General features: G+C 43.3%; 7 protein-coding genes and 1 pseudogene. All 8 read left to right on the top strand.

Features of this window, described 5'->3' with window-relative positions; translation table 11 throughout:
- Positions 1–5: 5 nt before the first annotated feature.
- The 8 genes and pseudogenes from HZA77_02490 to HZA77_02455 all read left to right on the top strand — a co-directional run bounded on the left by HZA77_02490 (position 6) and on the right by HZA77_02455 (position 14014).
- Positions 6–2372, top strand: a complete 2367-nt coding sequence (locus tag HZA77_02490) for an SBBP repeat-containing protein (protein ID MBI5374272.1) — start codon at positions 6–8, stop codon at positions 2370–2372.
- A gap of 55 nt (positions 2373–2427) precedes the next feature.
- A complete protein-coding gene (locus HZA77_02485) occupies positions 2428–4563 on the top strand; it encodes a hypothetical protein (protein ID MBI5374271.1) in 2136 nt (711 codons plus the stop codon).
- On the top strand, positions 4564–6060 hold the full coding sequence (locus HZA77_02480) for a VCBS repeat-containing protein (GenBank protein MBI5374270.1): 1497 nt from the start codon (positions 4564–4566) through the stop codon (positions 6058–6060).
- 88 nt (positions 6061–6148) lie between these two features.
- On the top strand, positions 6149–6631 hold the full coding sequence (locus HZA77_02475; GenBank protein MBI5374269.1) for a (2Fe-2S)-binding protein: 483 nt from the start codon (positions 6149–6151) through the stop codon (positions 6629–6631).
- Positions 6628–8841 carry a xanthine dehydrogenase family protein molybdopterin-binding subunit gene (locus HZA77_02470; GenBank protein MBI5374268.1) on the top strand — a complete coding sequence of 738 codons (2214 nt, stop codon included), beginning with the start codon at positions 6628–6630 and terminating at the stop codon, positions 8839–8841. Before HZA77_02475 ends, HZA77_02470 begins: the two co-directional genes overlap by 4 nt.
- Positions 8842–8850: 9 nt before the next feature.
- Positions 8851–9050, top strand: a pseudogene (locus tag HZA77_02465) (type II toxin-antitoxin system HicA family toxin).
- A 308-nt stretch (positions 9051–9358) separates the two neighbouring features.
- The gene (locus HZA77_02460; protein ID MBI5374267.1) at positions 9359–11569 is read left to right on the top strand and encodes a PAS domain S-box protein; all 2211 of its coding nucleotides are present in this window, start codon (positions 9359–9361) and stop codon (positions 11567–11569) included.
- Positions 11570–11590: 21 nt separating this feature from the next.
- Positions 11591–14014 (top strand): response regulator, encoded by a 2424-nt coding sequence (locus HZA77_02455; GenBank protein MBI5374266.1) that lies wholly within the window; start codon positions 11591–11593, stop codon positions 14012–14014.
- Positions 14015–14049: the final 35 nt, after the last annotated feature.

Raw genomic sequence — 14049 nt, 5'->3', positions numbered from 1 at the left:
TAGAAATGAGTAAGCTTAGATCCATTCATCTTATCACTATTCTTGTTGCGTTGCTTATTGTAATTGTTGCATTCCTTTTGTTTCCTTTCTTTGTATTCTCTGCAACATTACCAGATGATACAAAATTAATGGTAAGGGCATCAAAACTTCAGATTCCCTTTGTTGAAAACAACGGGCAGATGAAAGATAAATCCGTGAAGTTCTATGCCAGTACATTCGCTGGCAATGTTTATGTGACAGAGAAAGGGGAGATTGTGTATGGATTTTTCAAAGAGTCTCTTATTGGCGCCACGTTACCAAACATCAAAGCCGAAGGCAAAGCTGCCACGAAGGTGAATTATTTTGTTGGTGCTAAGGATAACTGGAAAGCTGGTATTCCTACATGGGACAGCGTAAGTCTTGGCGAAGTTTATGAAGGTGTAGAGCTTAAACTTAAAGCCTATGGCAGGAATGTTGAGAAGCTTTTTATAGTCAATGAATGCGGAAGTGTTGAAGATATTAAAGTGACCCTCGAAGGAGCTGACAATCTCGAAGTAAATAGCTCCGGAGAACTCGAAGTTGAAACAGAGCTAGGCACAGTTAAATTTACCAAGCCCTTTGCCTATCAGGAGATTGACGGCAAAAAGATTGAAGTAGGATGTGAGTTTGTCATCACGAGGGAGCAAAGTGACCGCAGCAATCTAAGTAGTTATGGCTTCCAGGTCGCTTCTTATAATAACAACTATCCTCTTGTAATCGATCCGCTGCTTGCGAGTACGTTTATTGGGGGAAACGATATTGATTATGTATATGGCATAGCGATAGATACATCAGGTAATGTTTATATTACAGGTAGCACTTATTCATATGATTTTCCTACTACGCCAGGGGCATATGATAGAGCCGGTTCTTTTTTTTATGAACAAGATGTTTTCGTCTCAAAGCTTAATAATACATTGACTTCCCTGCTTGCTTCCACATTCATTGCCGGCATTTCTGATGATGTTGCCGAGAATATAGCCATAGATTCTTCAGGAAATATTTACGTTGTAGGATATACTGAGTCATCTAATTTTCCCTATACAACTGGTGCTTATGATACCACCATAAACGGATATGCTGCTTTTATTTCAAAACTGGATAATACTTTGAGTTCTCTTCTTGCATCCACTTTCATAGACTATGGACAGATTCAAACTATAACCGTAAGTTCTTCAGGAAATGTTTTTGTAACAGGGAAAACTAATTCGCCAAATTTTCCAACCACAGCAGATGCTTATGATACTTCGTTTAGCGGCACTAGCGATAGTTTTATATCAAAGCTGGACAATGGATTAACTTCTCTTCTTGCTTCGACTCTCATAGGAGGAGGTTATGCTGAGGGAATAAGTGACTTAACAATAGATTCATCGGGGAATATTTATATCACAGGGGGAACCGGGAGCATCTGGTATTCATCCTCTTACCCAACTACACCGGGCGCTTATGATACTACGTACGGGGGGTGGGGAGATGTTTTTGTTTCTAAACTAAATAACTCATTGACCACTTTGCTTGCTTCCACATTTTTAGGAGGACAAGCAATGGATGGAGCTTCAGCAATAGCTTTAGACTCTTCAGGTAATGTCTATATAACAGGAGGAACCAGCACCCAAGGGATGATACCACCCGATTTCCCGACTACAGTTGGAGCTTATGTTACCTCATATGATGAACAAGCAGATATATTTATATCAAAATTTAATAATACATTGAGTTCCTTAATTGCTTCTACTCTTGGAGCAGGAGGGAGTTTAATAAAGATAGATTCTTCAGGGAATATTATTACTTCAGGGTGGTCGGTAATATCAAAAATGAATAACACACTGAGCGCTCTTCTCGATTCAGCACCTATAGAGTCCGGCTACAGTGATCATGTTATGGTGAGGGACATGGATTCATCGGGGAATATTTTTATTGCCGGCTACACTTCTGCTTCTGATTTTCAAACAACGGAAGGTGCGTATGACAGATCATATAATGGCGAATATGATGTCTTTGTCTCAAAGTATAGAATAGGGGATGATATACCTACAGCTATAACACTCTCTTCCTTTGCAGCAAATCAGAAAGGGAAGAAAGTCTCAATTAAATGGGAAACCGCCACAGAAATAGACAACATTGGTTTTAACATTCTACGCAGTGAATCTGAATCAGGACCTTATGAGAAGATAAACAAAAAACTTATTAACGCTAAAGGGACATCTACAAAAGGAGCGTCATACTACTTAAATGATAAGAACATCGAGTCCGGCAAAACCTACTGGTATAAGCTCGAAGACATTGACAGCAACAAAGGAATCATGGATCACGCGCCTCTTGCTGTGAAGATAAATTACAGAAAGAAAAAATAAGGAAGAATACGAGGATGCCTTATCAATACATGATGACCATGATGAAAGGGAAACAATGAAAAAAGTAATATATTTGCTCATGTGTTTTTTATTTGTTCCCATGTTTAGCATTTATGCAGTGGACTTTGAAGTTCTTGGCTATTACGGCGGTAGTTTTTATGACGTTGATGTGGCAGAGAATTATGCTTTTGTTGGTACACACAACGGACTTCTAATCTTTGATATATCAAATCCATCAACTCCTTCTACCGTAGGGAGTTTTAGCTCTAAAGGTTCTCTTCGAAGCATTAATGTTTCCGGCAGTACTGTTTATGCGGCGGACAATGTTAACGGGCTTTTAATTATTGATGTTAGTAATCCGGCTTCACCTTCTTTGCTCGGCTCTTATAAAACTCCTGGACATCCTTACAATTCGTATATTTCCGGAACAACAGCATATGTGGTTGATGTAGAGGGAACATTATCCATAATCGATATTGCAAATCCTGCTGTGCCAGCGCTGCTTGGATCATATAAAGCACCAACACCAACATTTGGTGTATATGTTTCAGGTACAAAGGCTTATATGACAGGAAGTTATGGAATTAAAATTTTGGATATAAGTGTTCCTGCTACACCTTCGCTTCTTAGCACCTATAGTTTTTCAGCCGCAGGGTTAAATGTTTACGTTGCGGGCACAACTGCCTATATTGCCGGCAGCAGTGGCCTTGTCATAGTTGATGTCAGCACTCCTTCGTCCCCAACTCTTGTAGGTTCATTTAATACATCAAGTGGTGCCAATGGTATTTATGTGGATGGGACAACTGCGTATATAGCAAATAATGTTTCCGGCCTGACAATAGTTGATGTAAGCACGCCTTCGTCTCCAATATTGCTTGGCTCATATGATACTTCAGGAACCTCGCTTTCAGTTTATCTCAAAGGAACAAACGCATACATTGCCGATGATAATGGAGGGCTTGCAATAATAAATGTAAGTAACCCGGCAACCCCGTCACTGGCAAGCTTGTATGAAACAACTATTGATTTTTATGATGTTTTTGTTTCAGGGTCTAAAGCATATCTTTCTGAACGTGCCGGGGGATTTAAAATAATAGACATAAGTAGTCCAAAACTACCTGTCCTGCTTAGCTCCTATGATACTCCGGGTGAGGTTTGGGGAATTTATGTTTCCGGCACAACAGCATATGTTGCGGATTATACTGCCGGCTTAAAAATATTTGATGTAAGCAATCCTTCATCACCTAATCTTCTTGGCTCATATGATACTGATGGTCAGTCTGAAAACGTTTATGTTTTCGGCTCAAAAGCATATATTGCTGATGGGTCTAATGGCCTAGTAATATTGGATGTCAGTAACCCGGCATCACCTTCGCTTATTGGGTCCTGTTCCACTTCTGGCATAGCAAGGAATGTTGTTCTGTCAGGGATGACAGCCTATATAGCGAATTATAATGACCTTGCAATAGTAGACGTAGCCAATCCTTCATTACCTATTCTTATTGGCTCATATGATACAAATGTTGTTGCTCAAAATGTTGATGTGTCTGGAACTGTTGCATATGTCGCTGATTGGGAGTCTCTTGAAATTGTAGATATAAGCAATCCAACGCTTCCATCTCATATAAGCTCATACAGTTCGAGCGGTTTTTTCGGACATGTTTCTGTGACAGGTACGATTGCGTATGTTACTTATGCAGGAGATGGGTTAACTGCATTGGATATCAGTAATCCAGCATCTCCTGTACTTGCTGGTTCATATGCACCAAATGGGTTTCCTAATGGCATTTATATTTCTGGATCAAATGCATATCTGACGGGTCAATACTTTGGATTTGTTGTTCTTAAGATTTCAGGCCCGGAAATCCCCACCGCTATCACCCTTTCCTCATTATCAGCAAATCAAAAGGGGAAGAAAGTCGCAATTAAATGGGAAACCGCCACAGAGATAGACAACATTGGCTTTAACATCCTGCGCAGTGAATCTGAATCAAGCCCTTATGAGAAGATTAACAGGAAACTCATAAAGGCGAAGGGGAGCAGTACAAAAGGAGCGAGCTATAAATTTAAAGATAAAAACATTATTGCTGGAAAAATTTACTGGTATAAATTAGAAGATATTGCTAGTAATGAAGTTAACGGCTTGAATGGTCCTGTTAAGGTTGAAGTGACTTACAGGAAAAGGAAGTAAATGGGAAATTTGAGTATAAAGAACTTTATAGGTACAATTTTTTTAATTCTCCTTTCTGCTACATTTTCAATGGCTGCAAATTATTCTGATTTAACCTCAACTCATCTTCCAATGATTCTTGATTCCAGCTCAGAAGCGGTAACTTCTGATTTTGACAATGACGGCGACAACGATATATTCGTGGCAAACTATGGAGAGGACAAACTGCTTATCAACAATGGAACGGGATACTTTACTGATGAGACAGGTGCAAGGCTGCCTGCTGATATAGACGATAGCCGCGGCGCTGCAGCAGGCGATGCGAACGGCGATGGCTATACGGATATTTTTGTGGCCAACAATGGACAAAACAGGCTTCTATTAAATGACGGGACAGGGCATTTCTCAGATGTCACTGCAACATGGCTTCCTTCAGGTTCAGAATTCTACAGCAGCGGGGCTTTTGGCGATATAGACGGCGATGGAGACATGGACCTCATTGTGTCGGTTTCCGGAATAAGCAAATCTATAAAAATATTTGTCAATGATAATGAAACAAAGTTTATAGATCAGACAAGCACGAGGTTGCCTTCTGATACATCCCATTACACGCAGAAAGTCATCCTTGCAGATTTTGACAGGGATGGAGACCTTGATATCTTCACGGTAAATTCCCTCAATAATTCCAATAAGCTTCTTATAAATGACGGAACAGGAATGTTTACCGAGGACGCAACCGGCATTATTCCTCCTGATACCAATTCAAGCAATTCAGCCGCAATTGCCGACATCAATGGCGATGGTTTAATTGACTACATATTTATTGCCAATGACGGGGGGCAGAGAAATAGACTTTATATTTACAATACTTCTACAGCTAAGTTTGAAGACAAGACAACTGCCAATCTTCCAGTTGATAATGATTACAGCTTTGATTGTGCCTTCGGGGATTTAGACAGCGACGGCGACCTTGATGTTGTCGTGGCAAACGGAAAGGATGCCGGACAGGCAAATAAAGTATATCTGAATAACGGCGGAGGGGTTTTTGCTTTTGCTTCTTCCTCTTTTTTCCCGGCAGACAGTGATTTCAGCACAGGCGTTATAATAGCAGGCTTTGACAGTGTTCCCGGGAATGAGGTTTTTGTTACCAATTACTTTGAACAACGAAACAGGCTTTATTCAACAGGAGAAGTTCCCAGCGCCATCACACTTTCATCATTTACTGCAAAAGAGAAAAACAGGAAAGTCATTATCAGGTGGAAGACTGAAACAGAGATAGATAACCTGGGGTTCAATATCCTGCGCAGTGAAACAGAAGGCGAAGGATATGTCAAAATAAACAAGAAACTTATCAGCGCAAAAGGTACGAGCACAAAAGGGGCTAAATACAAGTTCATAGATAAGAATGTTAAGTCCGGGAGAACTTACTTTTACAAACTTGAAGATATTGACAGCAGCAGAGTAAGCACGTTGAACGACCCCATATCTCTTACAATGAGCAATAGAAAGAAGAAGTAATTGCTTCATAACTTCCTTGATTATTTCCCCTATCTTTCCCATAATCTGAAAATAATTTATTACACTCTCAGTTAAAGGGAGACTGTCTATGATTGAAGCCATTCAGTTTAAACTCAATGATAAACCTGTAAGCATTGAAACCGACGGAGAGAGGACGCTTCTTTGGGTGCTCCGCGTTGATCTCGGACTTACGGGCACGAAATATGGATGCGGCGAGAGCCACTGCGGAGCCTGCACTGTGGTAATGAACGGAGATGCTGTCCGCTCCTGCGCCCTGCCGGTAAAAGATGTGAAAGGCAAAGAAGTGATTACCATCGAAGGGCTGGAGAAAAATGGAACTCTCCATCCGCTCCAGAAGGCATTCATAGAGCATAATGCATTCCAGTGCGGGTTTTGCACATCCGGGATGATAATGAATGCATACAGCTTGCTTTTAAAGAACCTGAAACCAACTGATGCACAGATTATTGAAGGGATGGATAACAACCTCTGCCGCTGCGGCTCGCATATAAGAGCTATCGAAGCGATTAAAACCGCTGCTCTGGAAATAAGAGGAGAAAAGAAGATATGAAAAATGAAGAATATAAAGCCCTTTATTTTAAAGACATAAAAGAGAAAGATTTAAAAAATCCATTTGAGTTTGATAGACGCGGTTTCCTTAAGCTTCTTGGCGGCGGGATAGTGATATTTTTCTCCCTCGGCGATGCAGAGGCGCTTCAGGATGTGACGCGGCGCGCAGGCTTCCTCCAGATAAATCCCGCAGACCTTACGGGCTATCTTCGTGTCGGCGAAGACGGCAGGGTCTCATGTTTTACAGGCAAAATAGAAATGGGGCAGGGGGTGATGACCTCACTTGCGCAGACAGTGTCAGATGAACTTGATGTCCCGATGGAGCAGATAGAAATGGTCATGGGCGATACTGACCTATGCCCCTGGGATTTGGGAACATTCGGCTCTATGACGACCCGTTTTAGCGGGCCGCTTTTACGCGAAGCCGCTGCACAGGCACGCGCTGTGCTGATAGACCTTGCCGCCGAGCAGTTAAAAATTCCTGCTGACAGACTTGCGACAAAAGACGGCGTTGTTTTTGATAAGACAGACAGCAGTGGAAAATTGACCTATGCCGAGCTCGCCAAAGGTCAGAATATCGAAAAGAAGATGGATTCAAAGGCGGCAATTAAAAAAGACTCAGAGCTTACTGTTATTGGCAAAAGCGTAAAACGTCTCGATGCTCTGGAAAAGGTTACAGGTAAAGCTAAATACACAGGTGATCTGAATTTCCCCGGCATGTTATATGCAAAGATTTTAAGACCGCCAACCTACGGCGCAAAGTTAAAGAGTGTTGACACATCGGCTGTTGAGAAGATGAGCAATGTCTTGCTGGTAAAGGATGATGATTTTATTGCAGTACTCCATAAGACTCCTGACGGTGCAGAAAAAGCTCTTTCCCAGATAAAAGCACAGTATGAACCTATGCAAACTTTACTTGATGACAAGAACATATTTGAGCATCTATTAAGTGTTGCGCCAAAGGGGAAGGGAATGGCTAAGGGAGGAGATATTGCACAAGGGGAAAAGCTTTCTTCATCTGTCAGCGAGGCAACCTATTTTAACAGCTATGTAGCTCATGCACCGATTGAGAACCACACTGCAGTTGCAAGCATGGAAGGTACAAAGATGACTATTTGGGCTTCTACTCAGACTCCTTCACTTTTAAGACAGATGGTAGCAGGAAAATTAAAAACCTCCCTCGCAAATGTCCGCATAATCACGCCTTATGTTGGAGGAGGGTTCGGAGGGAAGACAGAAAACCAGCAGGCGCTTGAAGCGGCAAAGATCGCAAAACTTACAGGAAAGACTGTTCAAGTCGCATGGAGCCGTGCTGAAGAGTTTTTCTTCGATGCCTTCAGACCTGCGGCGGTTGTGAAAGTTAGATCAGGCATAAATGAAACGGGAAAGATTTCATTCTGGGATTATAAGGTCTATTTTGCAGGAGATAGAGGAGCGCAGAATTTTTATGCCATGCCGAATATAAGCGAGCTTTCTTTCGGCGGAAGCGACCCTGGTTCACCGGGGCGTGCAGCACCCGGAGCGCATCCATTTCTTACCGGACCGTGGCGTGCACCCGGGGGGAACACTAATACCTTTGCGCGTGAATCACAGATAGACATGATGGCGGTAAAAGCCGGCATTGACCCGGTAGAATTCCGGCTCAACAACATCGCTGATGAACGGATGAAGAAGGTGATTAAAATCGCTGCTGAAAAATTCGGCTGGAAACCATCTAAGGCAGAAAGCGGCAGAGGCTTTGGAATATCCTGCAGTATTGATTCCGGAGCTTATGTTGCGACAATGGCTGAGGTGGAGGTGAATAAGACAACCGGGCATGTCCAGTGCAAGCGCGTTGTCTGCGTGCAGGAAATGGGGCAGATAATCAACCCTGTGGGTGCAACACAGCAGGTCGAAGGGTGTATCACGATGGGATTAGGATATGCGCTTACCGAAGAAGTTCGTTTCAAAGGAGGCGAGATTTACGACCTCAATTTTGATACCTATAAAATACCGCGATTTTCATGGCTGCCAAAAATTGATGTAGTGCTCGTAAAAGACTCTGACCTTCCGCCGCAGGGAGGAGGAGAGCCTGCTATTACCTGCATGGGAGCTCTTATAGCGAATGCAATATTTGATGCCACTGGCGCAAGACTCCTTCAGCTTCCAATGACACCTGAGAGGGTAAAAGAAATGATTTTAGCATTTGGTGTTTGCACCAACTTTGTATGACACTTAAACATAGTTCTTTCCGGTAAAGAAGTATGTGCTATCCTTGCCAAATCTGGTTTCATAGAAGTCCGCAGACGTGGTAGCCACATTGTAATGCAAAAGAAACTCCCACAAGGAACTATTGCAACAGTCCCGTTCCAGAGCACAATGAAATCCATATAGGAATTTTGCAGTCCATTATCCGTCCGGACTATCCCGAATATGATTAGCGAGTGAATATAATAAAATGACAGAGTCTATATTATGTTATATTGTTATTATGTTGAAGCGAAGTTCAGAATTCACTCCTGATTAGTTATTTCCTGAGGAAGAGCCAATGGAACGAATCTTGCACAGACAGACAGACAGACAGACAGACAGCTTTAACCCATTATCTGAAAATCAATAATGCGATAAAGAAAGAGGAGCTTCATGATGAAGCACCTCTTTTGGTTTTTAGAGTAACAATGCCAAACAAAATAAAAACAATGAGCAACAAAAGTATTTTGCCGTATCAATGAAATAAATGGAGCAGTGCATGAGCGCTGATGAAATGAATACGCATAAAAAAAAGAATGTGGATATCACTAAGCGCAAGCGGATGGAGACGGCGCTACTTGAAAAAGAGCATCTCCTGTCTGAATCACAAAGGATTGCCCATATTGGCAGTTGGTTCTACGATATGAGAGGACGGATATTGTGGTCAGATGAGATGTATCGGATTTACGGAGTTTCGCCGGAAACGTTTACTCTGAATGCCGCGTCCTTCATCAATCTTATCCATCCTGATGACCAGTCTGCGATGCAGACATGGATAGATGCCTGTATGGCAGGAGAAAAGCCCGGCGAATTAGAGTTTCGCACTATTCATCCTGACGGCACCATCCGGTTTGTAAGTGGTCGAGGCGAGCTGAAATATGACGCTGAGAATAAACCAGCCTATATGGCTGGCACTGCACAGGACATCACCGAGCGCAAGAGTGTGGAAAAAGCGTTGCAGAGAAACGAGCAATTGCTCCAGCTTTTTGTAGAACATTCTCCGGCACCGATAGCCATGTTCGATCGCGATATGAAATACATTATGGCAAGCCGCCGCTTTCTCATAGATTATAACCTGGGCGACCAGAATCTGATCGGTCGCTCACATTATGAGTTGTTTCCAGAGATTCCAGAGCGCTGGAGAGAAATCCACAGACGTTGTTTGGCGGGAGCGATTGAAAAATCTGAAGAAGATCCTTTCCTTCGTGCGGACGGAAAAATAGATTGGGTGCGCTGGGAAATGCGCCCTTGGTATGAAACTCAGGGCGAAGTCGGCGGCATCATATTGTTCTCAGAAGTGATCACCGAGCGTATGCGGGCGGAGGAAGAAATCAGGACGGTCAATGAAGAGCTTCTTGCAATAAACCGAATTATTATGGCATGCTCAACCATCCTTGACACCAAAGAAATCCTCAATAAGATTATGGATGAATCCATTCAAATTACGGGGCTGGAAGGCGGCACAATCTGCCTTGTCGGTCCTGATGAAACACTTGAGCTTGCCGTCCACAGGGCAACGTCCGAGGCTACGATACAGGATCTTACTACAAATGCCATAAAAGTAGGGGACTGTCTTTGCGGTGCGTGTGCGAGAGACCTTAAGCCGTTGATTTTGCGTGACCGTGAATCGGTGCTCAGATTTGCGACCAGAGAGGCAATAAGAGGCGAGGATATTCGCTTCCATGCAGCTTTTCCTCTAATTATGGCAGGGAAATGTCTTGGTGTATTATGTGTCTTTACAAGAACAGACAAAAAACCTGTGGAAAGAAGTTTGAAATTGCTGGAAACAATAACTACGCAGATTACTTTGGCTCTTGATAATGCACGCCTGTATGAAGAGACTGCACAATATGCTGCAAACCTCGAAGACAGGGTAAAAGCGAGGACCGCTGAACTGGCAACAGCCAATGAGAAACTCAAGGAACTTGACCGCCTTAAATCAATGTTCATCGCGTCCATGAGCCACGAGCTCAGGACGCCGCTGAATTCGGTAATTGGCTTTTCGAGCGTTTTGCTTAACGAATGGAAGGGGCCATTGAATGATGAACAGAAAAAACTTCTGTCAACAATATCCAGATCAGGGAAACACCTTCTTGCCTTAATAAACGATGTTATAGATGTATCGAAAATAGAGGCAGGGGAAATCGACGTTCATTTGGAAAAATTTGATCTGTATGTTGTAATAGCTGAGGTTGTGGAATTGCTGGAAAAAGATATTAGGGAGAAACATCTCGAACTTAAAGTTGATTCAATTCATCTGCCAATGCATACAGATAAAAGGAGGCTTTTCCAGAGTGTCCTGAATCTGGTGAGTAATGCGGTGAAGTTTACACTGAAGGGAAGTTTACACATTGCCGTACAAAGAATTCAGAATCCAGAAGTCAGAATTCTAAATGAAAAAGGGAAAGTCTCCGAGCTCAAAACTCAGGACTCAAAACTTAACACTGATTTCGTTGAAATCTCTGTCACTGACACAGGTATCGGCATCAGGAAAGAAGATATCCCCAAATTATTCATGTCCTTTATCCGCCTTGATTCACCTCTAAGGACAACAGTCCTTGGGACCGGATTAGGTTTATATCTTACTAAAAAGCTCGTTTCAGAAATATTAAGAGGCGAGATTTTTGTTGAGAGCATATATGAAGAAGGAAGCAAGTTTACAATCAGGATGCCGGTAAAAATTAGTGAATATCAATCCAGCAAGATATGAAATAACTGCAAAGGGGAATTTGTGAAATTTGAATTGAAAATCCTTATTGTTGAAGATAATGCGGATGACCGGAAGTTATTGAGATACAACTTCGAAAATCATGGTTGTAAAAATGTCATAGAGGCACAGGATGGACAGGAAGGGCTTGACCTTGCCAAATCTCAGAAACCTGACCTGATAATCTCAGACGCGCTTATGCCGGTGATGGACGGCTTCCAGTTTTTGAGGGCGATAAAAACTGATGAGAATCTGCGCTCGATCCCCTTTGTTTTTTACTCCGCAACATACACGGGCTATAAGGAGGTTGAATTAGCTATTTCCCTCGGTGCCGAAGCGTTTATTGTTAAACCAAAAGATCTTAACGAGTTATGGGAGAAACTGAATTCTATTATTAAAGAATGTAACCTCAGGAAAGAAAAGACGTTCCCTGCTGAGCAGATTGATAATGATCATGAATATTTTCGGAGCTACAGCAATATTGTCGCCACCAAGCTTGAGGAGAAGGTCAGGGAACTTGAAAATGCCAAGGCAGTGATTGAGGCGAAGGAGCAGGAATGGCAGACAACGTTTAACTCGATAGGCGACTGCGTGACTATCCATGACAAAAATTTCAACATTATCCTTGCAAACAAGTCTTGCGAGAAAGTTTTCGGCGCTTCACAGAATGAGATCCGCTCCAGGAAATGTTTCGAGTTGTTTCACGGGAAGAATGAACCTCATGAGGCCTGCCCGAAGATTAATACAGAGCAGAAGGGAAAACCTTTCGAAGCAGAGAGGTTTGAGTCAAGACTCAACCGCTGGTTTTCCATAGCATGCTTCCCGCTTCTCGATAAAAATGGAGTTGTGCGGGGAGTGGTACATTATGCAAAAGACATCACAGAGCGGAAAAAGGCTGAGGCGAATCTGCGTGAAATTGATAAGAAGTTCCGTGTTCTCTTCGAAAGCTCCCGCGACGCCTTAATGACTTTGGGCCCGCCTTCATGGGAGTTTACCTCATGCAACCAGGCAACGGTGGGCATGTTCAGAGTGAAGAACGATGAGGAATTCATTACTTATGGGCCTGAGGATTTGTCACCCGAGCGGCAACCGGATGGCCGCGCTTCTGATGAGAAGTCTAAGGAGATGATTGAGACGGCCATGCTCAAAGGATCCCATTTCTTCGAATGGACGCACAAACGGAGCGATGGTGAGGAATTCCCTGCCACTGTACTCCTCACGCATACGGAGCTGGAAGGGAAGCAGTTCCTCCAGGCAACTGTCCGGGACCTCACCGAGCAACGTAAACTCGAGGCTCAGTATCTCCAATCTCAGAAGATGGAAGTAGTGGGTCAGCTTGCGGGCGGCATCGCTCATGACTTTAACAACATTCTTACAGCAATTACAGGATATGGTCATATTGCTCTCATGAAATTGGAGAAGGATGATCCCATTCGTCTAAACATCGAACATATGCTCGAAGGCGTGGACAGGGCAGCCTATCTTACGAAAGACATCCTCCTGTTCAGCAGGAAACATATCAGCAATAAAACCCCCGTGAACCTGAACGAAGTCGTTAGACAGGTTGAGAAGTTCCTGAAGAGGGTCATGGGAGAGGATATAGAATGTAAAACAGTCCTGCAAGAGAGACCGATACATGTCCACGCAGACAGCCATCATCTTGAGCAGGTGCTGATGAATTTAGCAACAAACGCTCGTGATGCTATACCGAAGGGAGGCGCTTTTACTATTGCAACAGAAAAGGTCACCCTGAACCAAGGCTTCATCTCAGCACATGGCTACGGCAAACCGGGCGAATATGCCCTGATAACAATATCGGACACCGGCATAGGGATGGACGAAGAAACGCGGAAGCGGATCTTCGAGCCATTCTTTACGACCAAGGAAGTTGGCAAAGGCACGGGCTTGGGTCTTGCGGTGGTATACGGGATTATCAAAGAGCATGATGGCTACATCAATGTTTACAGCGAGCCCGGCAATGGCACAACATTTCGAATTTACCTGCCCATCATAGCATCGAAACCAAGGAAAGAGACTAAAACGCATCAGGAAGAAGCTTCAGAGGGTGGCACGGAAACAATTCTTGTTGCTGAGGACGATGAATCCTTGAGGAATCTGTCAAAGGCTGTGCTGACAGAATTAGGCTATACGGTCATAGAGGCTGTTGACGGCGAGGATGCGGTGAGAAAATTCATGGAGAACAAAGACAGAATCCACCTCATCCTGTCAGACCTTATCATGCCGAAGATGAACGGCAAAGAGGCTTGCGACGAGATACGAAAAATTAAGCCTGATATTAAGATCATCTTCATGAGCGGATATGCGCCCGACATTGTCCGGCAGAAGGTGCTGCTCGAAGACAGCGCTCAGATGATTTTCAAGCCTATGTCGCCGAATGAGCTGTTAAAGAAGGTAAGGAACGTGCTTGATGAAGGGAAGCACAATTAAACATACCTGCGCTCTGCATCCCTGTCATTATCCCT

The organism is Candidatus Schekmanbacteria bacterium (genome assembly GCA_016219965.1).
In the GTDB taxonomy this organism is placed as follows: domain Bacteria; phylum Schekmanbacteria; class GWA2-38-11; order GWA2-38-11; family J061; genus JACRJM01.
The sequence above is the reverse complement of the archived record's forward strand: the minus strand, read 5'-3'. Positions and strand labels throughout refer to the sequence as shown.

Bases quoted from the DNA above. Each gene is read 5' to 3' on its own strand.
- HZA77_02460 (MBI5374267.1), top strand. From the start codon at position 9,359: ATGAGCGCTGATGAAATGAATACGCATAAAAAAAAGAATGTGGATATC.
- HZA77_02475 (MBI5374269.1), top strand. From the start codon at position 6,149: ATGATTGAAGCCATTCAGTTTAAACTCAATGATAAACCTGTAAGCATT.
- HZA77_02480 (MBI5374270.1), top strand. From the start codon at position 4,564: ATGGGAAATTTGAGTATAAAGAACTTTATAGGTACAATTTTTTTAATT.
- HZA77_02470 (MBI5374268.1), top strand. From the start codon at position 6,628: ATGAAAAATGAAGAATATAAAGCCCTTTATTTTAAAGACATAAAAGAG.
- HZA77_02485 (MBI5374271.1), top strand. From the start codon at position 2,428: ATGAAAAAAGTAATATATTTGCTCATGTGTTTTTTATTTGTTCCCATG.
- HZA77_02490 (MBI5374272.1), top strand. From the start codon at position 6: ATGAGTAAGCTTAGATCCATTCATCTTATCACTATTCTTGTTGCGTTG.